The organism is Nocardioides sp. WS12 (assembly GCF_014108865.1).
Lineage (GTDB): Bacteria > Actinomycetota > Actinomycetes > Propionibacteriales > Nocardioidaceae > Nocardioides.
Window position 1 is genome coordinate 408,297 of the sequence record NZ_CP053928.1, and the last position, 20,102, is coordinate 428,398.

Sequence of the window (20,102 nt, forward strand, 5' to 3'; positions counted from 1 at the left end):
CACCCACTGCGGCCGCCGTCAGCCGACGAGCAGCCCCGCGACCAGCGGCTGGTAGCCGGACGAGTGACCGAGCTTGTTGGGGTGGTAGCTCTCGGAGATCGGGCTGGACAGTCCGTTGAGCCACTCGACGTCATCACAGACCGCGTGACCGATGAAGCGCGACGTCGGGTTGGCCCACTTGAAGCCCTTGGCGCTGGCCGCCGCGGACAGCTTGCCGTTGAGCAGGTCGGCGGTCGCGTTCAACCGGGTCTCCTCGGCCGGGGAGAACCAGGTGCCGGCGTTGCAGTCCTCACCCTGGAACAGACGCGGGTAACCGACCACGACGACCACGGCGTTCGGCGCCTTGGACTTGATCGAGGCGTACAGAGTGTTGAGCCGGCCGGGCAGCGTGTTGTTGATGAAGGACTGGGCGGTGTTGATCGCCCCGTCGCAGTTGGACATCCAGCCGGGCTGGGCGCACTCGGTGAGCACGCTGCTGAAGCCCGCGTCGTTGCCGCCGACGGAGATCGTGACGTACTCCGTGCCCGTGGTCAGCGCGCTCAACTGGCTGCTGGTGACCGTGCTCGTCGTGGCGCCCGAGCACGCCTTGAAGTTCAGGGCGTAGCCCTTCTGCGCAGCGACCAGCTTGGGATAGGCGTAGGTGGAGCGCTGACAACTGGTGCCGTCGCTGATGTAGCTGCGGGTGCCGGTGCCGGAGGCATACGAGTCGCCGAGAGCGACGTACGGCGCCGCGGCGGCCTGCGCCGGCGCGGGGACGCCGACGAGCATGACGAGCGAGGCCGCGAGGCCGCTCAGTGAGGAGAGGACGAGACGCAGTGACCGGGACATGGAGCGACACCTTCTGCCGAGAAATGTGACCTGGGTCACTAGACCACGGGAACGCCCGTCCGGTCACTCCCCTGATTCATGAAGAGTGGGTGCCGTGCCCGTTGACCCACGGCAAACCGCGGCGGGTGCCCTCGACGATGTCGGCGACGTGCGCCTGGAAGGACGGGCAGGTGGTGATGTCGTGGGCGCGGCATTCCAGCGCGTGCTCGGTCATGTGGCGCGACCTGGCCAGCTCGGCTTCGCGGCGGTCGAGCTCGACGAGGTGTTGCTTCAACGCGTCACGGCGGCCGTCGGCGGATGCGTCGACGAGCGTGCGGATCTGGTCGAGGCTCATGCCCGATTCCTTGCTCGCGATGATCGCGGCGACCCGGTAGGCGTCGTCTTCGCCGTAGTACCGGCGTCCCGCGGAGTCGCGCGCCGGGTGCAGCAGGCCCTTGTCCTCCCAGTGCCGGAGCACGTGCGTCTCGAGCTCGAACCGGCCCGCGAGATCACCGATCGACCAGCGCACGTCCTGAGGGCTTGACTTCATGTGAACATGAACTCACACGCTGGTCCCATGAAGCAAACAAACAAGACCCAGCAGTACGACGTCGCGGTGATCGGAGCCGGCTCTGCCGGACTCCAGGCCGCGCTGACCCTCGGCCGGATGCGGCGCTCCGTGGTGGTGTTCAGCACCGACCGGTTCCGCAACGACCCCGCCGAGCACATGCAGAACTTCCTCGGCCACGACGGCACCCCGCCGGCCGAACTGCGACTCGCGGCCCGCAAGGACATCGAGCGCTACGAGAGCGTCGAGTTCGTGGAACGTGCGGTCGTGGCGGTGGCCGGGGAGCCGGACGCGTTCGTGGTCTCGGTCGACGGATCCCCGGACGTGACCGCGCGGCGGGTGCTGCTCGCCACCGGCCTCGCCGACGAGTTGCCCGACGTCCCCGGACTGACCGACCTGTTCGGCACCGTCGTCGCCCATTGCCCCTACTGCCACGGCTACGAGTTCGCCGACCGCCGGGTCGGGCTGCTCGGCGCCGGCCCGCACATCCCGATGCTCGCGCAGTTGATGTCGCGTCTGGCGAGCGAGGTCGTCGTACTCACCAACGGGGCGGAGCCCGAACCCGAGGTGCTGGCCGCGATCAAGGCGCTGCGCCTGGAGATGCACACGGGCCCGGTCCTCGGCGTCGAGGAGACAGAGAAGGGGCTCAAGGCGCTGCTCGACTACGAGCACACCGTCGACCTCGGCGGGATGTTCGTGGCGCCGACCTGGCGCCAGGCCGCACCGTTCGCCGAGCAGCTGGAACTGGAGACCGGCGACCTCGGCGGCATCCACGTCGACATCATGGGCGCCACCAGCCGTCCCGGCGTGTACGCCGCCGGCGACCTCGCGCACCACCGCGACCTGCCGATGCCGATGGCCTCGGTGCTCACCGCTGCGGCGGCGGGACTGGTCGCGGGCGCAGCGTGCGACCGGGACCTGGTGATGTCCGACCTGGCTGCCGTCGTCACCGCCACCTGACGAGCCACCTGAGAAGGTGGTGCCGTGGCCCCCCTCCTCCGCCGCTACGGCCTGCTCTTAGGCGGCTGCATCGTCCTCGGCATCGGAGTGGGCTTCCTGCTCCGCGCGGACCTCGGCTCCGACGGCTACTCGACGCTGGTCAACGGCGTCGCGATGTCGCTGGACGTCGAGTTCTGGGTCGCCAACCTCGGCATCGGCGTGGTCTTCGTGGCGCTGGCCGCGCTGCGGAAGGTGATCCCGGGCGTCGGCACCGTGGTGCAGGTGTTCCTCGTCGGCGCGACCGTCACGGTCGCTCTCGATGTGCTCGACCGGCCCGACGACCTGGCCCTGCGGATCGTGTTCCTGGCGATCGCGTTCCCCGTGCTCGCGCTCGGCATCGCGACCTACCTCGGCAGCCAGACCGGCGCAGGCCCGACCGAGGCCGCGGCCCTCGCCTGGGACCCGCCGGTCCCGTTCCGCTGGACCTACAGCGCGGTCCAGGGCGGCGGCGCGCTGATCGGCTGGCTGCTCGGCGCCACGGTCGGTGTCGGCACGATCGCCGTCATCGTGCTGCTCGGCCCGCTCGTCGACCTGATCGCGCGAGCGCTCCGACTCGACGTCCACCAGGGCACGTCAGAACCGGCCTAGTACCAACCAACCTGCTCCGAGTGGGCCCACGCCCGTTGGGCGTTGCCGTAGCGCGCGGCGATGTAGGCCAGCCCCCAGCGGATCTGGGTCTCCGGGTTGGTCTGCCAGTCGGCGCCGACGACGGCCATCTTGCTGCCGGGCAGGGACTGCGGGATGCCGTAGGCACTGGAGGTGGGGTTGTCGGCGAACTGGTTCCAGCCGGACTCGCGGTGCCACAGCGCGTCGAGGTAGGGCCACTGGTCCGCAGGGAAGCCGAACTCGATCATCAGCTGGTAGCCGAGCGCCCGGTTGCTGCCGCGGTCGACGTCGGTGGGGATGACGACCTTCGGCAGGTTCTTGGCGATCCGCTCAGCCCGGCGGGCGAGCTGGGCCATGATCTCGATCAGGGGTACGTCGGCGCGGGCACCCGACAGCCTCGCCGGAGTCGCCGACGGTGCGGACGGGGCCGGCACGGCCGAGGTCGAGGCGGGCGCAGCGGGCGTCGTACTTGCGACGCTGGGTGAGGCCGTGGCCTCGGGTTCCGCCGGCGTCGCCGCACACCCGGCGCCGAGGACAGCAATGGTCGCGACCGCGACGGGGGCAGTTGCCCTCGCGCGACGCGACCATTGCTTCACAGCCAGTCCGATCAGCGCTGCGGCGGACCCTGGTCGACCTGCAGCTCGATCAGCTTGCCCCTGATCCGCGTGGTCTTGAGCTTCGCCCAGGTCTCGGCGGAGAGGTTCGCGGGGAGCTCGACGACGGAGTAGTCCGGGCGGATCGTGATCCGGCCGAAGTCGCGGCGGTCGAGACCACCCTCGTTGGCGAGCGCGCCGACGATCTGGCGGGGCTCCACCTTGTGGCGCTTGCCCACCTGGATCTTGTACGCCGCCAGGCCGGCTGCCGGCGGACGGTCGCTCCGGTCGGGGCGGGGTCGGTCGCCACGCGAGCCACCACGGTCGGAGCCGTAGCCGTCGCGCTTGCGGTGGTCGCCCTGGTCGGGGCGGTCGAACGACTTCGCGCGCACCGTGCGCTCGGCGGCCGGGTCGAGCAGCAGCGGGGTGTCGCCCTGCATCGCGATCGCCAGGGCGGCGGCCACGTCGACCTCGGGCACGTCGTGCTCGCGGATGTAGTGGCTGACCACGTCGCGGAAGAACGAGATGCTCGGCGACTCGAGGGCCGCGGTGATCTGGTCGTCGAAGCGGGCCAGACGCGTCACGTTGACGGCCTCGACCGTCGGGAGCTGCATCTGCTCGAGGGTCGAGCGAGTCGCCTTCTCGATGTGCTTGAGCAGGTAGCGCTCGCGCGGGGTGACGAACGAGATCGCGTCACCGCTGCGGCCGGCGCGACCGGTGCGGCCGATCCGGTGCACGTAGGCCTCGGTGTCGGTCGGGATGTCGTAGTTCACGACGTGGCTGATCCGCTCCACGTCGAGGCCACGGGCCGCGACGTCGGTGGCGACCAGGATGTCGAGCTTGCCGCTCTTGAGCTGGTTGACGGTCCGCTCGCGCTGGGCCTGCTGGACGTCACCGCTGATCGCAGCGGCGCTGTAGCCCCGGGCACGCAGCTTCTCGGCGAGGAGCTCGGTCTCGCTCTTGGTGCGGACGAAGACGATCATCCCCTCGAAGTTCTCGACCTCGAGGATGCGGGTGAGCGCGTCGACCTTCTGCGGGTAGCTGACGATGAGGTACCGCTGCTTGATGTTCTCGGCCGTGCGGGTCTTCCGCTCGATCGAGATGGAGACCGGGTCGTTGAGGTACTTCGCCGAGAGCCGCTTGATCTGGCTCGGCATGGTCGCGGAGAACAGCGCGACCTGCTTGTTGTCCGGGGTGTCGGCGAGGATCGTCTCGACGTCCTCCGCGAAGCCCATGTTGAGCATCTCGTCGGCCTCGTCGAGGACCAGGAAACGCAGCTGCGTGAGGTCCAGCGTGCCCTTCTCGAGGTGGTCCATGATCCGGCCGGGGGTGCCGACGACGATGTGGACGCCACGGCGGAGCGCGGAGAGCTGGGTGCCGTAGCCCTGGCCGCCGTACACGGGGAGGACGTGGACGCCCTTGATCGTGGCGGCGTACTTCTCGAAGGCTTCGCAGACCTGGATCGCGAGCTCACGCGTCGGCGCCAGGACCAGCGCCTGGGGCGTCTTCTGGTTGATGTCGAGGCGGTCCAGGATCGGCAGCGCGAAGGCGGCCGTCTTGCCGGTTCCGGTCTGCGCGAGACCCATCACGTCGCGGCCCTCGAGGAGGTGCGGGATGGTCTGCGCCTGGATGGCGGACGGCGACTCGTAGCCGACGTTCGACAGCGACTTCAGGATCCGCTCGCCGAGACCGAGGTCGGCAAACGTGGCGGTCTCTTGCTCTGCGGGCTCACTCACACCCCTCAGCCTAGGGCCGTGAGGCTTATCACGGGCGATCGTCAGCGCGGTGCGATGGGTCACCCTCCCCGGCGGCGCCCCCGGCGGCGGGATTTCTCAGGTCGTCATCCCGGTTGCCGACTGGCAGGGAGAGGCAGGGAGAGGGACTCGATGCGCACGACGATCGGCATGCGAACCCACGGGACACATCGCTGGGCGGGAGCCCTCGTTGCACTCGTCTGTGCTCTGCCACTGGTCGGTCTGAGCGCTGCTCCCGCCTTCGCTGCCAAGCCGGGCCGGGCCGGCATCTCGTGGGTCAACGCGCAGATCCTCAACCGAGGACCGTCGGTGGCCGTCGAGGTGCAGTGGCCGCGCGTGCGCGGCGCGACGTCGTACGAGATCGAGTTCGCCCTCTCGTCCGGGGCGATCTCGAGCACCGAGGTCCAGGGCTCCAGCACCAAGCGGACCGTGCGGGTCCGCGGGACCAGCAGCAGCGTCCAGCGGGGCGTCGCCACCGGACTCCGCGCCGGGTCGACGTACTGCTTCCAGATCCGCGCTCGCAACCGCAGCGGCTTCGGCTATCGCGGAGGCCTCCATTGCAAGGTCACGGTTCGATCGAACCGGCCAGTGCCGCCGAGCTCGATCCCGATGGTGATCGGGACCTACAACACCTGCAGCAGCGCCTGCAACAGCACGCTGGGCGCGTGGAGTGCCCGCGGCCCCCGGGTGCGCGACAGGGTCCTCCAGATGAATGTCGGCGCCACCGGCCGACGGGCCGACATCGTCGCCATCCAGGAGGGCAACCTGGCCACGCCCTACCTGACCAGCGCGCTCGGCGGCACCTTCACCCGCGGTTGCCAGACCGGTGACGGCACCGGCCACCCGTCCCACGACCTGCAGTCCCTGTTCGTCCGCGACGCCACCTACGAAGTCGTGCCGGGCACCGCCGGCGGTGTTTCCTTCGCGCGGTACGACGACCCCGTTCACGGCGCGTGCTGGGTGAAGGTGCGCGAGAAGGCCTCCCAGCAGGACGTCGTCGTGGTCAGCGCGCACCTCTGGAACGGCGACGACACAGCGGGCGGCACTCGACGAGGCCTGGAGACCGACCTGTTGGCCGACACGGTCAAGGCGACTTTCCCCGGCTCGCCCATCGTCTATGCCGGCGACTTCAACTCGACCCGCAGCCACGCCAGGGACACCCCGCTGTACCGGATGTACGCCGACGGCCAGGACGACGCCTACGACCAGGCGGCTCGCTACCTCTCCCGGCCGTACCGCAACTCCGCATGCGGGACGAGCACGACGCCCCGCACGTCGTGGAGGTGGGGCAATCACCTCGATCGGGTGTTCGCTCCGGCCCGCGCACACGTGGCCACCTGGGAGGTCGACTACCGGATGGACGGCTCCCGCTACCTCGCGCCGATGCCGTCGGACCACCATCCGGTCCTGGTCTCGCTCCGCATCCCCGTGGCCGCTCCGGCGATCATCCCGTCCCCGTGAGGTCCACCCGCTACGGAGTCACTCGACGGTGACGGACTTCGCCAGGTTGCGGGGCTTGTCGATGTCGTGACCCAGCTCCAGCGCAGCGTGGTACGACAGCACCTGGAGCGGGATGGTCAGCAGGATCGGGTCCAGCTCGCGCTCGCTGCGCGGTACGTCGATCCGCTCGACCACGTCCGCGAGGTCACCGAGGTCCACGCTGGCGTGGGTGATCACCGTGAGCGGGCCGCCCCGTGCGTTGATCTCGTGCAGGGCAGCGACATTGCGCTCGACGAGCTCGTCGTCCGGCACGATCGCGATCGTCGGGACGGCCGTGGAGATGAGGGCCAGCGGACCGTGCTTGAGCTCGCTGGTCTGGTAGGCCTCCGCGTGGCGGTAGCTGATCTCCTTGAACTTCTGGGCGCCCTCACGGGCAACCGGGAAGCCCCGCACGCGGCCGATGAAGAACAGACTCTCGGCCTGCGCCAGCGAGCGTGCCACCTTCGCGAGCTGGTCCTCGGCCGCGAGGATCTCCGCGATCTGGCCGGGGATCGCGGTGAGTCCGGCGATCAGGCGCCGGCCGTCGGAGATCGAGAGGTCGCGCACCCGACCGAGCTGGACGGCGAGCAGCGCGAACGCGAGGTACATGTTGGTCAGCGCCTTCGTGGACGCGACGGCCACCTCCGGCCCGGCGTGCAGGTAGATGCCGCCGTCGACCTCACGGGCGATGGCGGAGCCGACGACGTTGACGAGCCCGATCACGCGGCCGCCCTTGCGTCGTACTTCCTGGACGGCGAGCAGGGAGTCGATGGTCTCGCCCGACTGACTGACGACGACATAGAGGGTGTCGGGCTCGATGATCGGGTTGCGGTAGCGGAACTCGCTGGCCGCCTCGGCATCCGCAGGGATCCGCGCCAGCTCCTCGATGAGCGCCGCGCCCATCTGGCCGACGTAGTACGCCGAACCGCAACCGAGGATCTTGACCCGCTTGATCGCACGCAACTGGCGGGCGTCCATGTTGAGGCCGCCGAGGTGGCCGGTCCCGAACCGCTCGTCCATCCGGCCGCGCAGCACGGCCTCCGCCCGGGCGGGCTGCTCGAGCATCTCCTTGTGCATGAAGGAGTCGTGGTCCCCGGCCTCATAGGACTCGGGGTCGATGTCGACCTCGTTGGCACTGCGGTTCGTAGCGGACATCCCGGAGGCATCGAGGCGATAGGTCTTGAAGCCGCCCGCGGTCACCGTGGCCATCTCGCCGTCCTCGAGGTGCGCCACCGTCGTCGTGTAGCGAATGAGCGCGGCCAGGTCGGACGCGATGTGCATCTCGTGGTCGCCGACGCCGATGAGCAGCGGGCTGCCGTTGCGGGCCACGACGATGCGATCCGGGAAGTCGGCGTGGGTGACAGCGATGCCGTAGGTGCCGTCGATCCGACTCAGTGCCTCGGCGACCCGGGCCTCCAGCGTCGACGCGGTGGAGCGGGCGATGAGGTGGGCGAGCACCTCGGTGTCCGTGTCGGACGCCAGTTCGATGCCCTGGTCAGCCAGCTCGGCACGGAGCGCCGACGCGTTGTCGATGATCCCGTTGTGGACGACAGCCACCCGGCCGTCGACGCTCGTGTGCGGGTGCGCGTTGACGTCATTGGCCGGTCCGTGGGTCGCCCACCGGGTGTGGCCGATGCCGACCTTCCCGGAGAACCGCTTGGGCAGACCGTCCGAGAGGTCGCGGACGCGGCCGGCCCGCTTGGCCACCTTCACCCCGCTGCTGCCGACGACCGCCACCCCGGCGGAGTCGTAGCCGCGGTGCTCGAGCCGGGTCAGCCCTTCCAGGAGCAGCGGAGCCGCCTGCTGGGTGCCGATGTAACCGACGATGCCGCACATGGTGATTCCTATCCGTAGATGATCCGACGCAACTGGCGTTCGGAGAGATCGGGCGCGGCCACCAGGTGGCCGCTCAGTTCGTCGCGGAGTCGGGCGAAGATCTCGGCGTTCTTCGCACCGAAGGTCTTCAGCTCGCCGTGGCGGCGGCGGACCAGGTCCTCCACCGACTCGGCATGGAAGGACAAGACGTCCTCCACGAGGCGTTCTGCCTCGGATGCGGTCAGCCCACTGGACTCCTGGACGTGGTGCAGGAGCCGCGGGTCGACGTACACAAGAACGAGACTGCAACTTTGCCCACCAAATCTCAACTTCCTGCCCGGAAATGGGCAGATTCCGGCCGGTTGTCGGAAGTGACCGTCGTCACGGCGGCCCCCAATGGAGCGAAAGGTGAGGATGGAACGAGCGATCCAGTGCTCAGGTGGAGCGAGTCATCGTGATTTTGGGCGTTTTCTGGGCTCGGAGTGGGGGACGTGCTATCTTGGTGAACACAAGGTGAACAGGAGGTGTCCCATGACCAACACCGAGACGACGTCCAGGCTCGAAATGCGCTGGGTGCCCGTGACCGCTGCTGACGGCCGCACCCGCATGGAAGCGGTGTGGATCGAGGTCGGCCAGCCCGCGATCGCGCACACTCACGCTGCCGCCTGACTCAAGACATCAAGGAAGCCGCCCCCAACGGGGGCGGCTTCCTGCTTTTTGGGGGCCCGTGGAGGGTGGGCCGGTGTGGCAACGTGGGCCAGGTCACCCCTTGCGAGGGAATGGTTGACGTGTCACCATTGGTTCAAGTCATTGAAGATTCAACGATCCCCCGACTCCAAGGAGCTCCTCATGACCGACAACGCAGCCCTCTCCGACATCACCGGCGACTACACCGTCGACCCGGCGCACAGCCGCCTCGGCTTCGTGGCTCGCCACGCGGTCGTCACCAAGGTCCGCGGCCAGTTCGGCGACTGGTCCGCCACCGCCCACATCGACACGGCCACCCCGGCCAACTCGTCGGTGACCGTCACCATCGCCGCCGGCAGCGTCAGCACCGGCAACGCCGACCGCGACGGCCACCTCTCCTCCCCCGACTTCTTCGACGCCGCGACTTACCCCGAGTGGAAGTTCGTCTCGACCGACGTCTCGCGCGACGGCACCGACTGGGCCGTCACCGGCGACCTGACCATCAAGGACGTCACCAAGCCGGTCACCATCAACTTCGAGGAGAACGGCTCCGCCAAGGACCCGTTCGGCAACATCCGCGTGGGCTTCGAGGGCGACGTCACCGTCAACCGCAAGGACTGGGGCCTGACCTGGAACGCCGCGCTCGAGACCGGCGGCGTGCTCGTCTCCGAGAAGATCAAGCTCGAGTTCGACATCTCTGCGATCAAGAACGCCTGATCCAGAAAACGCCTCGCGACACCCGGGTGAGTCCGCAAGACTCCCCGGGTGTCCGCCATTTCCCTGCCGTCCGGCCTGGTCACCCGGCCGCTGGTCCCCGGTGACGCGCGAGCCGTCTACGAGCTGATCGCCGAGCAGGAACGCACCGACGTGGGCGTCGCGGAGGTCGAGGAGGAGGATCTCGTCAGCGAGTGGCAGCAGCCGTCGTACGACCTCTCCGCCAACTCGATCGGCATCCTCGACGGCGAGCGGATCGTCGCGTACGTCGAGTACATGGGCGAGGAGCGGTACGACGCCGCCGTACTGCCGTCGCATCGCGGACGCGGCATCGGCACCTGGCTCGCCGGATGGGTGCAGGACCTGGCCCGCAGCCGCGGCGCCGCGATGCTCGGCATGCCCGTGCCCGAGGGTTCGGCGGGCGACCACCTCCTCACCGCTCTCGGGTACGACGTCCGGTGGACCAGTTGGGTGCTGCGACTGCCCGCGGGCGCGAGTGTCCGGGAGCGCGCGCTGCCCGACGGCTACGTGGTGCGGGAGGCGACGGCGGCCGATCACGAGCAGGTGTGGACCGTGACCGAGGACGCGTTCCTCGAGTGGGCAGTGCGCGCACGCGCGCCGTTCGAGGACTTCGCGGCGCGGGTCTGGCAGAGACCCGGCTTCGAACCGTGGCACCTGCAGGTCATCACCGCGCCGGACGGCACCGTCGCAGGGGTGGCCAACGCGTGGAACTCCCCGGTCGACAACGGCCTCGACACCTACGTGTCGAAGCTGGCCGTGGCCGCCTCGCATCGCAACCGGGGCCTGGCCCAGGCGCTGCTGGTGGCCGTCTTCGCCGCCGGTCGCGAGCGGGGCGCAACGTCGTCCAGCCTGTCCACCGATTCCCGCACGGGCGCCCTGTCGCTGTACGAGAAGGTCGGCATGCGCCCGGCCTCCGTGTGGCCGCACCGGGCGATCCGACTCAACCCCGGTGGTTGAGGTGCGAGCGAAGCGAGCCTCGAAACCCCCGATCCGACTCAGCCCCGGTGGTTGAGGTGCGAGCGAAGCGAGCCTCGAAACCCCCGATCCGACTCAGCCCCGGTGGTTGAGGTGCGAGCGAAGCGAGCCTCGAAACCCCGGGGAAACTCGGCGCAGGCGTGAAGACACTCTGCGCTGGATAGGCTCCCTCCCATGGGTGAGGTCTTCGCGGGACGCTACGAACTGCTCGACCCCATTGCCACCGGTGGCATGGGGACGGTGTGGCGCGTCCTGGACCGCACGGCGGGCGACGTCAAGGCCGCCAAGATGCTGCGACAGACCGACGCCGCAATGCTGTTGCGCTTCGTCCGCGAGCAGGGAGTGCGGATCGATCACACGCACGTCGTGACCCCGCAGTCCTGGGCTGGTGTCGACGATCGTGTCCTGTTCACGATGCCGCTGGTGCGGGGCGGTTCGGTCTCTCAGCTGGCTCGGCGCAGCGGCGGCACCCTCCCGCCACGCTGGATCGCAGTCCTCGCCGACCAGACCCTGCAAGCCCTCGAGGCCGTGCACGCAGCGGGCATCGTGCACCGCGACATCAAGCCGGGCAACCTGCTGCTCGAACCCACCGGCCGCTCGCGACCGCACCTGCGCCTCACCGACTTCGGCATCGCGGTGCCCAGCGACGAACCGCGCCTGACCCACGTCGCGATGGTCATCGGCACGCCGGGCTACATGGCACCCGAGCAGTACCGCGGCTCCGACCCCGATCCGAGCGCCGACATCTACGCGCTCGGTGTCGTCATCCTCGAGATGCTGACCGGCCAGCGCCCGCCCAGCGACGGCGAGCCGCCGGCGATCGACGTCGCCGCGCTCCGTAACGGCAACCCCGAACACGACGCGATCCTCGACGTGGTCGAGGCCGCGACGTCGTACGACGCCCTGCAGCGTCCGAGCGCAGCGGTACTCCGTTCGCACCCGGCCCTCGTGTCCCTCGCCGCACGCTGGGACGACCCGGCCCTGGTCGACGATCTCGAGGTCCCGGACGAGTACCCGACGCCCACGCCGGACATCTCCGCGACCAACCTGCCCACGACGTCGTACCCGCCGCCGCCCCCGCCGCCGGGCTACAACGCTCCTCCATCGGCACCACCGTCGGCACCTCCGTCGACGCCTCCGATCGGCACGGCCGTGCTGCCGCCGCACCCGGCCGCCGCACCCACCCGACTCGACGCACCCCGCCCGCAGCACGGAGCCCGGACGGGTCCGCCGGTCGACGCCTTCGTGCTGCTCGCGCTCGGCGTCGTGGGCCTGATCGTCGCGCTGATCCTGCTGCTGGGCTGAGTGCTGGTCAGCGGCGAGCGCGCAGGCGGAACAGGCCGCCGGCGAGGCAGGCGAGGCTGGCGGCACCGAGGCCCAGACCAGCCAGATGGCGGCCGTTGAGCCAGCCGTCGGAGTCGTCGCTGTCGACCACCGGGTTGCCCGACGCAGCAGCGGAGAACGTGTCGTCGGCGACCAGGAACGGCTTCTTCGGGGAGTAGCCGTCGACGTTGGTCGACTTGTCGTGCGAGACCGCCACGCCGTCGTACGTCGGCGTAGCGGCGTCCGTCGCATCGACAGCCACCGTGATCGTCACGGGGATGTCGACGGGGTCGCGGTCCTCGACCTCGGCCTCAGGCACGGCCTCGGCGGCGAGCGAGATCCAGTAGTCACCGGGCAGGCGACCGTTGGCGCGGCGGACCGGGTAGCCGGCGGCGACGAGCTGGTCGGTCTCGCCGGTCTCACTCGCGACGTACTGGCCGGTGGCGGAATCCTCGCGTTCAGTGTTGACGTAGCGCAGGCGCCCGCGCAGCGGGTCGATCAGGTGCACGCTCAGGTCCGGTCCGCTGTGGGCGAAGTCCTCGGCGTGCTCCTTCGAGGCGGCCGGTACGTCGACCCGCACCACCGGCAGGTCACCCCAGGCCAGCGGGACCCTCCAGAGCAGCTCGGTGCCTTCCTTGATCGTGGTCTCGATGGTGACCGTCCCGGAATGGGCGTCGACCTTCGGGGCATCGTCGAACGACGCGGCGCCGGCCTCGTCCGAGGCACCGACCGGCTCGGGGATCTCGTAGACCGGGGCATCGTCGGGCTCGACTCCGCCACCGTCGGAGACGGGCGCCTCCTCGACGATCTTGATGACATAGGGCAGGTCCTCGGCGCTGCTGGAGGTCCGGCTCACAGCGATGAACACCGTGTCGGCGGCACGGCAGGTGTCGCCCGTACTGCCGTCCTCGTCGCCCACGATCACGCGGTTGCCGACCACGGCCTGCGGTACGACGTACTCCGACGAGTCGCTCTCGTCGCCGCAACCGGTCAGGTCAGTGCTGCCCTCGGTCCGCACCCCGGCAGTCACCTTGATGCCGTCGCTGTCGACACCCTGCGGCGCGCCGAGCACGCCGATGTGGACGTTGCTCTCGTTGATCCGGCGCTGGTAACTGAAGTACTGCGGGAACTCCGGGGCGAGCGTCGCCTTCCACAGACCGGGAGCGAGCGGCGTCGGCTCGGCGGGGCTGGTGCTCGGCGTGGCCGACAGCCTCGCGCCACCCAGGTCGACGGGATCGGACGGCGCGAGGGCCGCCGCGGCGCCGTACCCGGTCGTCAGCGTCAGCCAGGACAGGCACGCGACGCCGGCGAAGGCGGCGGGAAGTCGACGGGAGAACACGGAGGGAGCCTATCCGCGCCGAGGCATGCGCAATCCCCCGCCGAGTGATCCCGGCGGGGGATTGTGGTGAGCGCGGCTCAGGCGTCGGTGTCGTCGGCCTCGTTGTCGGCGTCGTCGGCGGCCTGGGGGCCGGCGGCGAGGATGCCGTAGAGCCCCTTGCGGGCCTCGACGAGTACGTCGACGGCGGCCCGACGCTGGGCGTCGGATCCGGCGCTGACGATCTGCCAGACCGCACCCATGACCTGTCCGATCTCGGACTTGAGGTCGGCGTGACCGGCGGCGCCAGCACCCCGACCCTCGGCACCGTCACGGCTCCGGTCGAACGGCACCCACACCGCCGCGAGCTCATCGGCGTGCTCGGCACACCAGGTCGCTCCCTTGGGGGTGAGCCGCAGTGAGCGGCGGCCCTGGGCGTCGTCGAGCTCGACGAGCTCCTCGTCCTGGAGCTGCTGCACGTGGGGGTAGACCGAGCCGGGGCTCGGCTTCCACGCGCCGCCGCTGCGTTCGGTGATCTGTTGGATCACCTGGTAGCCGTTCGGCGACTCCTCCCGCTCGTTGGCGGTGCGGAGCACGTCGAGGATCGCGGAGCGGACGTCGCCGCGTCGTACCCGCGGACCGCGGCCGCCTTCGGGGCGACCCTGGCCGAAGAGACCTGCGAGCCACGGCGGGGGCACACCGGGGCCGTGGCTGTGGCCACCGCGTCCCGGCTCGCCCCACTGGGCCCAGCCACCCCAGGGACCGCCCCAGGGACCGCCGCCGGGGCCGAAGCCGCCGCGCTGGCGGCGCTGGAAGCCGCGGGGTTCTCCACGGCCGAAGGAGTCGCGGTCATCGGATGATTCGAAGTTCTGCTGAAAGTTGTGGCGTCCCATGGTGAGGACCTCCTCGTGTATCGGGCGGGGCGATCGGCCCCTGGCTTGTGAATACCGCGGGATGTTTCGTGTTGCTATCGCGATATATCGCAAGCGTACGCCGACTGTTCGGCGAACACAAGACCCAGGAGTTCAGCGAGCCAGCCAGGCGGCGTACGTGTCAAACGAGAACGGCCGACCGAGGAAGTCGGCGACCAGGTCCGCGGCATCGCCGGCACCGCCCGGGACGAGGATCCGGTCGCGGTAGCGGGTCGCCGCGTCCTCGGCGAACACGTCGGTGTCGTCGAAGGCGCTGAACAGGTCCTTCGCGATCACCAGCGACCACATGTAGGTGTAGTAGCCGGAGCTGTAGCCGCCGAGGTGACCGAAGCTCGCGAACATGTGGGTGTTCGGGAGATAGGGAAGCGCGGCGTACTTGCCTTGCAGTTCGACCATCCGGTCGGTGAGGTCGGGGACCTCGGCGCGGGCGCGGTCGGCGTGGAACCAGTACGACATCGCGGCGTAGAACATCTGGGTGCGCGCGAAGATCCCCTTGCCGTAGTCGTCGGCGTCGCGCATCGCGGTGACGAGGTCGGCCGGGATCGCCTCGTCGTTGACGTCCGTGGCGAAGGTCCGCAGCACATCGGCGTGCCAGGCCCACTCCTCGAGCATCTGGCTCGGCGCCTCGACGAAGTCCCACTCGGTCGCGACCCCGGCGAACCGGAACCAGTCGCCGTGGCCCGCGAGCACGTGGTGCAACAGGTGGCCGAACTCGTGGAAGAGCGTGACGACGTGGTCGTGCTCCATCAGGCCGCGGGCGAAGTTGCAGACCAGGACGCCCTCGGGTGCCTGCTCACCCTCGACCCCGTCGACGAGGGTGAACTGCGCGGCGTGCTTGTACTTGCCGTCGCGGGGGTGGAGGTCGAGGTAGATCCGCCCGATCCGCCCGGTGGTTGAGGTGCGAGCGTCAGCGAGCCTCGAAGCCCCGAACACGTCGTACGCCGTCACCTCCTCGTGCCACACGGGTACGTCGACCTGCTCGTAGCGCAACCCGAAGAGCCGGCCGGTCACGTCGAGCAGTCCCTGCCGGACCTTGCCGAAGTCGAAGTACGTGCGCACCCGCTGCGAGTCGACGTCGTACTTCTCGGCCCGCACGAGTTCGGCGTAGTAGTTGTAGTCGTAGCCGGGGACGACAGTGGCGTCCGGGAAGTCGCGGCGGTAGCGCACGAGCAACTGCCCGAGGTCGCGCTGCATCGGCTCCTCGGCAGCGGCGGCGATCTTGTCGATGAACGTCGGGATGGCGGGTCCGGTGCCGATCATCTTCACGTCGGCGTCGTACGACGGCCAGTCGGCGTAGCCCACGGTGGTGGCGAGCTCGTGCCGCAGGCTGAACAGCTCCTCGAGGAGTGTTTCGGTCGTCGGCCAGCCGCGCTCCTGGAACGCGATCGTGATGTCACGGCGGACGTCCTGGTCGTGCGCGAACATCCGCACCGGCACGGAGTCGGGGTAGTCGGTGGTGACGGTGACCAGGCCTTCGTCGTCGGCCGGGTGTGCCTCGAGCCAGTCCGCCGGCATCCCGTCGAGCTGGTCCGGGGCGACCTGGATGGTGCGGACGTCGTCGCGGATCACGCGGCTGAACTCCTGGTCCAGCTCGGTGATCCGTTCGCGGATCGCCGAGATCCGGTCGCGCGTCGCCTCGTCCTTGTCGACACCCGAGCGGCGGAAGTCGGCGCGCACCTTCGCCAGGAGCCGCGTGGCGAGCGGGTCATCGGCGATCGCGCTGTCCTCGATGGCGGCAAAGACGTCGTACAACTCCCGATCGAGGCTCCACCGGGTTCCGACGCGCGAGGCCTCCTGCTCGGCGTTGTCCGCGAGTTCGCGCACTTCCTCGGAGGGGTGCACGTTGCCGAACAGCGAGCCGACTGCCGCGACGTTGCCGAGGTGCCCACCCGCCCGGTCCCACTGCCGGAGTACGGCGACCGGGTCGGCCGGAGGATCGGTGCGGAGTCCCTCGACCAGCTCGGTCGCCAGCGCCAGTTCGGACGCCGCCCGATCACGGATCCAGGCAGGCCAGGCGTCGGGCGAGGTCGGGAGGGCGAGGGGCTCCGTGGTCATGGGCACAGCCTAGGAGCGGGCGCGAAGTGCGGAGGTTTCTCTGTCGAAGTGCTTGGGTTTCTCTGTCGAGGGGCGGCAGTTTCTGACCTCAGATGAGAAACCGGCGCACCTCGACAGAGAAACCGGCGCACTTCGTGTGAGAAACCCACGCACCTCGCGTCAAACCAGTTCGCCGCGCTTGCGGGTGAGGTAGGCGCGCTCGGCGGTGTTGTCGCAGCAGGCGAGCGCGGCGTCGTACTCCTGGCGCGCCTCGGCGCTGCGGCCGAGGCGACGGAAGAGGTCGGCGCGGGTGGCGTGCCAGGCGTGGTAGCCGGACAGGGACAGGCGGTCGACCTGGGCGAGGGCGACTTCGGGGCCGTCGAGTTCGGCGATCGCGACGGCCCGGTTGAGCGCGACGATGGGCGACGGGTCGAGGCGCACCAGTTGGTCGTACAACGCCGCGACCTGCGACCAGTCAGTGTCGGCAGCGGACGGGGCGTCGGTGTGAACGGCGTTCACCGCGGCGAGGATCTGGTAGCGGCCGGGCCGATTGGCGGCCAGGCATTCGCGCACCAGGGCGTGCCCCTCGGCGATCAGCGCACGGTCCCACCCGCCGCGGTCCTGCTCGTCGAGCGGGACCAGTTCGCCGTGCCGGACCCGCGCCTTGCGCCGCGACTCGGTCAACAACAACATCGCCAACAGGCCGGTGGTCTCGCGATCGTCGGGCAACAGTTCGTGCAGGATCCGGGCCAGGCGGATCGCCTCGCCGGTCAGGTCCGCGCGGATGGGGTCACCGTCGCTGGCGGACAGATAGCCCTCGTTGAAGATCAGGAGCAGTACGGCGAGCACGGCGCCGACCCGCTCGGGCAGGTCCTCCGCGGACGGCACCCGGTAGGGAATGTTCGCGCCCTTGATCTTGGTCTTGGCGCGGGTGATCCGCTGGCCCATCGTCGTCTCCTGGACGAGGAAGGCGCTCGCGATCTCGGCGACGGTCAGTCCGCCCATCAGGCGCAGGGTCAGCGCGATCCGGGCCTCCGGCGCCAGGGCCGGGTGACAGCAGGTGAAGATCAGCCGGAGCCGGTCGTCGGTGATGACGCCGGTCGGCTCGTGGGGGGTGTCGTCATGAATCATCTCGGCCGCCTGGTGCTTGCCATCGCGGAGCTTCTCGCGGCGGAGCCGGTCGATGGCCCGGTTGCCGGCCGTGGTGGTCAACCACGCACCCGGATTGGGCGGCACGCCGCCCTCGGGCCACTTCTCGAGGGCGGTCACCAGCGCCTCCCCGGCCGCCTCTTCAGCGATGTCGATGTCACCGAAGCGGCGGACCAGGGAGGCAATCAGGCGGCCGTACTCCTCGCGAAAGATCCGCTCGACTGCGAGGGAAGCTTCGCTCACGCGTCGGCCGGGGGCTCGGCCTGGAACGGACGAACCTCGACCTTGCCCTGACAGGCCTTGGAGCCGGCGGCGGCGTACTTCAGCGCGGCGTCCAGGTCGGGCACGTCGATGATCCAGAAGCCACCGATGTGCTCCTTGGTCTCCAGGTAGGGACCGTCGGTGAAGACCGGGCTGTCGCCCGAGTTGTCGACGACGGTCGCCGTCTCGGCACCCTCGAGTCCACCCGCGAAGACCCACACGCCGTCGGTACGAACCTGCTCGTTGAAGGCCTCGACGGCGGCGAACAGGACGGGCCACTGGTCCTCGGGAACCTTGGCGTTCTCCTCTTCGCTGCCGTGAACGGTCAACAGGTACTGCGTCATTGCGATCTCCTTGAACTGGTGTGTTCGAACCGGCCCCGATGACCGCCTCTCACCCTCACCACGAAGAGGGCACCCCCGATACGACAGCCTGCCACGAAACTTTTCAACCGGAATCGGTGACAGCGGCCCCCGACGGGAGGACGCTCGGCTTGTGTTCAACAAGTTGAAGCAGATCGGGCAGGCGTTCAGCCCCGAGGCGATCAAGCAGGGACTGGCCGCCAGCCGCGAGGCGATGGCCAACGGCGGGCGCCTCACACCCGAGCAGCTCGCGGCCCTGCCGCCCGAACAACGGGCGCAGTACGAAGAGGCGATGGCCCGGGCGCAGCAGTCGGTGGACGACACGATCGCCAACGAACGGGCCCGACGCGTCCTGCTCGGTCCCGCGGGTGACTACGTCTACGGACCGATGCCCGACCGCGAGCAGATGACGACCTTCGACATCGGACAGCAGATGGCGCAGGCGAAGGACGGCTTCAAACAAGCCCTGCGCGACACGGTCAAGGGCCGCCCGATTCCCCCGCCACGCCTCCCCCCGGTCAGCAACAACCCGGCGGAGCAGTCCGCCTCCGAGCGGGCGATGCGCGACGAGGCGCGGACGCCGTACCTCGCCGCCGACCGCAGCCCCGTCGTGTTCACGCGGATCCCCGCGGACCGCAAGAAGCCCCTCGACGACCTGTGCGCCTGGCTCGGTACGTCGGGCCTCGCCGGCCGTCCCGACCTCGTGTACGGCGTCGCGCGGGTCCCGGACCACGTCCCCGGAAAGCTCGGGATCGGCCGGGCGGCGATCGTCGAGTGGGAGATCACGCACGCTTCGCTGGCCGCGCTGCCGCCCGCACCGCCGCCGACCGCCGTCTCCTTCGATGCCCGCGAGACCTGGGCCGCACGACGTCCCGGTGAGCCGTCGGTGCTCGACGAGGACCTCGGCGTGGAGTACCTCCGGGCCGGGGACCTCGGACCCGAGCAGTGCCTCGGCATCGCACGTCGCGTGGCGGTCGATGCCAGCGGAGGCAGCGGCGGCGAGGACGGTGGCGGCAGCGATCCGTACGTCCTGGCCGGCGTCACGGGTGTCGTGGTCCTGCATCCGGCCGGCCTCGCCGTGGGGGCCGTCGACCGGATGCGGGCGGCCCGACCGCTGCAGGTGATCCCGCCGCCCGACCTGCAGGTCGCGGTGCTCAACTGGCTGGAGATCCGCCGCGTCGTGATGCCCCGCACCGACAAGCGCCCGCTCGTCCCGTCGCCGTTCCCCTACCTGCCGGGCACCGCGGCCGAGCTGCTCCAGGCCTACCTGTCGATCGTCGGCATCAAGCCCCGCGACTGCTACAGCGCGCAGGTCACCCAGGACCAGGCCGGCAACATCATTGGCGGGACCGCCCACACCGTCTCCACCGGCGCGGACAAGGAACCAGCGGCCGACGGCGAGATGCGCAAGCGGTTCCGCGGTGGCAGCCGGGTCGTCGTCGCCTACCGCGACGCACCCGAGTACGTCGTCGGACGGGAGCGCTGGGCGTCGTACGAACGCGACGTCCTGCAGGCCCAATTGTCCGTGGGTACGGCGGTTCGGGCTCCTGTCGACAGGCAGAGCGCCCTGGACCGTGGGGTCCTCGGCGCGCTGGTCCGCACCGCCGAGGCGGTCGGCGACGTGGTCAGCGGCTACGGCTGGGAGAGCACCGACTTCGACAAGATCCCGCACTACCGGTACTGCTGGCCGCCGGTGCAAGCCTGATGG

19 protein-coding genes are annotated in these 20,102 nt (G+C 69.8%); 8 read left to right on the forward strand and 11 right to left on the reverse strand.

The features are described 5' to 3' along the window. Positions 1 to 18 precede the first annotated feature (18 nt). Both HRC28_RS01865 and HRC28_RS01870 read right to left on the reverse strand, forming a co-directional pair. Complete coding sequence (locus HRC28_RS01865; protein WP_182378419.1) at positions 19 to 828, reverse strand: SGNH/GDSL hydrolase family protein; 810 nt, start codon at positions 826 to 828, stop codon at positions 19 to 21. A 76-nt stretch (positions 829 to 904) separates the two neighbouring features. After that, positions 905 to 1,357 carry a MerR family transcriptional regulator gene (locus tag HRC28_RS01870; protein ID WP_182378421.1) on the reverse strand — a complete coding sequence of 151 codons (453 nt, stop codon included), beginning with the start codon at positions 1,355 to 1,357 and terminating at the stop codon, positions 905 to 907. Positions 1,358 to 1,384: 27 nt separating this feature from the next. Between HRC28_RS01870 and HRC28_RS01875 the strand changes: the two genes are divergently transcribed. Together HRC28_RS01875 and HRC28_RS01880 are read left to right on the forward strand one after the other, a co-directional pair. After that, positions 1,385 to 2,335: an NAD(P)/FAD-dependent oxidoreductase gene (locus tag HRC28_RS01875; protein ID WP_182378423.1), complete on the forward strand. Its 951-nt coding sequence runs from the start codon at positions 1,385 to 1,387 to the stop codon at positions 2,333 to 2,335. A 24-nt stretch (positions 2,336 to 2,359) separates the two neighbouring features. After that, the gene (locus HRC28_RS01880; protein WP_182378425.1) at positions 2,360 to 2,962 is read left to right on the forward strand and encodes a hypothetical protein; all 603 of its coding nucleotides are present in this window, start codon (positions 2,360 to 2,362) and stop codon (positions 2,960 to 2,962) included. Here the strand turns inward: HRC28_RS01880 and HRC28_RS01885 are convergent. Both HRC28_RS01885 and HRC28_RS01890 read right to left on the reverse strand, forming a co-directional pair. Further along, a complete protein-coding gene (locus tag HRC28_RS01885) occupies positions 2,959 to 3,576 on the reverse strand; it encodes a lytic transglycosylase domain-containing protein (protein WP_182378427.1) in 618 nt (205 codons plus the stop codon). The genes HRC28_RS01880 and HRC28_RS01885 overlap by 4 nt on opposite strands. A gap of 11 nt (positions 3,577 to 3,587) precedes the next feature. Beyond that, positions 3,588 to 5,309 carry a DEAD/DEAH box helicase gene (locus HRC28_RS01890; RefSeq protein WP_237111658.1) on the reverse strand — a complete coding sequence of 574 codons (1,722 nt, stop codon included), beginning with the start codon at positions 5,307 to 5,309 and terminating at the stop codon, positions 3,588 to 3,590. Between the two features lie 150 nt (positions 5,310 to 5,459). Between HRC28_RS01890 and HRC28_RS01895 the strand changes: the two genes are divergently transcribed. Next, positions 5,460 to 6,788 (forward strand): endonuclease/exonuclease/phosphatase family protein, encoded by a 1,329-nt coding sequence (locus HRC28_RS01895; RefSeq protein WP_182378429.1) that lies wholly within the window; start codon positions 5,460 to 5,462, stop codon positions 6,786 to 6,788. 18 nt (positions 6,789 to 6,806) lie between these two features. On the opposite strand, the gene glmS is transcribed toward HRC28_RS01895, so the two are convergent. Continuing rightward, complete coding sequence (glmS, locus tag HRC28_RS01900) at positions 6,807 to 8,642, reverse strand: glutamine--fructose-6-phosphate transaminase (isomerizing) (RefSeq protein ID WP_182378431.1); 1,836 nt, start codon at positions 8,640 to 8,642, stop codon at positions 6,807 to 6,809. An 8-nt stretch (positions 8,643 to 8,650) separates the two neighbouring features. After that, positions 8,651 to 8,914 carry a hypothetical protein gene (locus HRC28_RS01905; RefSeq protein WP_182378433.1) on the reverse strand — a complete coding sequence of 88 codons (264 nt, stop codon included), beginning with the start codon at positions 8,912 to 8,914 and terminating at the stop codon, positions 8,651 to 8,653. Positions 8,915 to 9,152: 238 nt separating this feature from the next. On the opposite strand from HRC28_RS01905, the gene HRC28_RS01910 reads away from it, so the two are divergent. The 4 genes from HRC28_RS01910 to HRC28_RS01925 all read left to right on the forward strand — a co-directional run bounded on the left by HRC28_RS01910 (position 9,153) and on the right by HRC28_RS01925 (position 12,323). Further along, the gene (locus tag HRC28_RS01910; RefSeq protein WP_182378435.1) at positions 9,153 to 9,290 is read left to right on the forward strand and encodes a hypothetical protein; all 138 of its coding nucleotides are present in this window, start codon (positions 9,153 to 9,155) and stop codon (positions 9,288 to 9,290) included. Positions 9,291 to 9,470: 180 nt separating this feature from the next. Further along, positions 9,471 to 10,025, forward strand: a complete 555-nt coding sequence (locus HRC28_RS01915) for a YceI family protein (protein ID WP_182378437.1) — start codon at positions 9,471 to 9,473, stop codon at positions 10,023 to 10,025. 48 nt (positions 10,026 to 10,073) lie between these two features. Further along, positions 10,074 to 11,000 (forward strand): GNAT family N-acetyltransferase, encoded by a 927-nt coding sequence (locus tag HRC28_RS01920; protein WP_182378439.1) that lies wholly within the window; start codon positions 10,074 to 10,076, stop codon positions 10,998 to 11,000. A gap of 192 nt (positions 11,001 to 11,192) precedes the next feature. Beyond that, positions 11,193 to 12,323 (forward strand): serine/threonine-protein kinase, encoded by a 1,131-nt coding sequence (locus HRC28_RS01925; protein ID WP_182378442.1) that lies wholly within the window; start codon positions 11,193 to 11,195, stop codon positions 12,321 to 12,323. A gap of 7 nt (positions 12,324 to 12,330) precedes the next feature. On the opposite strand, the gene HRC28_RS01930 is transcribed toward HRC28_RS01925, so the two are convergent. The 5 genes from HRC28_RS01930 to HRC28_RS01950 form a co-directional block, all read right to left on the reverse strand. After that, complete coding sequence (locus HRC28_RS01930) at positions 12,331 to 13,680, reverse strand: hypothetical protein (RefSeq protein ID WP_182378444.1); 1,350 nt, start codon at positions 13,678 to 13,680, stop codon at positions 12,331 to 12,333. 77 nt (positions 13,681 to 13,757) lie between these two features. Then, positions 13,758 to 14,549, reverse strand: coding sequence for a PadR family transcriptional regulator (locus HRC28_RS01935; protein ID WP_182378446.1), 792 nt, complete (start codon positions 14,547 to 14,549; stop codon positions 13,758 to 13,760). A gap of 132 nt (positions 14,550 to 14,681) precedes the next feature. Continuing rightward, positions 14,682 to 16,643, reverse strand: a complete 1,962-nt coding sequence (locus HRC28_RS01940) for a M3 family metallopeptidase (RefSeq protein ID WP_182378448.1) — start codon at positions 16,641 to 16,643, stop codon at positions 14,682 to 14,684. 159 nt (positions 16,644 to 16,802) lie between these two features. Beyond that, a complete protein-coding gene (locus HRC28_RS01945; RefSeq protein WP_182378450.1) occupies positions 16,803 to 18,014 on the reverse strand; it encodes an RNA polymerase sigma factor in 1,212 nt (403 codons plus the stop codon). After that, the gene (locus HRC28_RS01950) at positions 18,011 to 18,376 is read right to left on the reverse strand and encodes a YciI family protein (RefSeq protein WP_182378452.1); all 366 of its coding nucleotides are present in this window, start codon (positions 18,374 to 18,376) and stop codon (positions 18,011 to 18,013) included. Before HRC28_RS01950 ends, HRC28_RS01945 begins: the two co-directional genes overlap by 4 nt. A 151-nt stretch (positions 18,377 to 18,527) precedes the next feature. Between HRC28_RS01950 and HRC28_RS01955 the strand changes: the two genes are divergently transcribed. After that, positions 18,528 to 20,099 carry a hypothetical protein gene (locus tag HRC28_RS01955; protein ID WP_182378454.1) on the forward strand — a complete coding sequence of 524 codons (1,572 nt, stop codon included), beginning with the start codon at positions 18,528 to 18,530 and terminating at the stop codon, positions 20,097 to 20,099. The last annotated feature ends 3 nt before the right edge of the window (positions 20,100 to 20,102 follow it).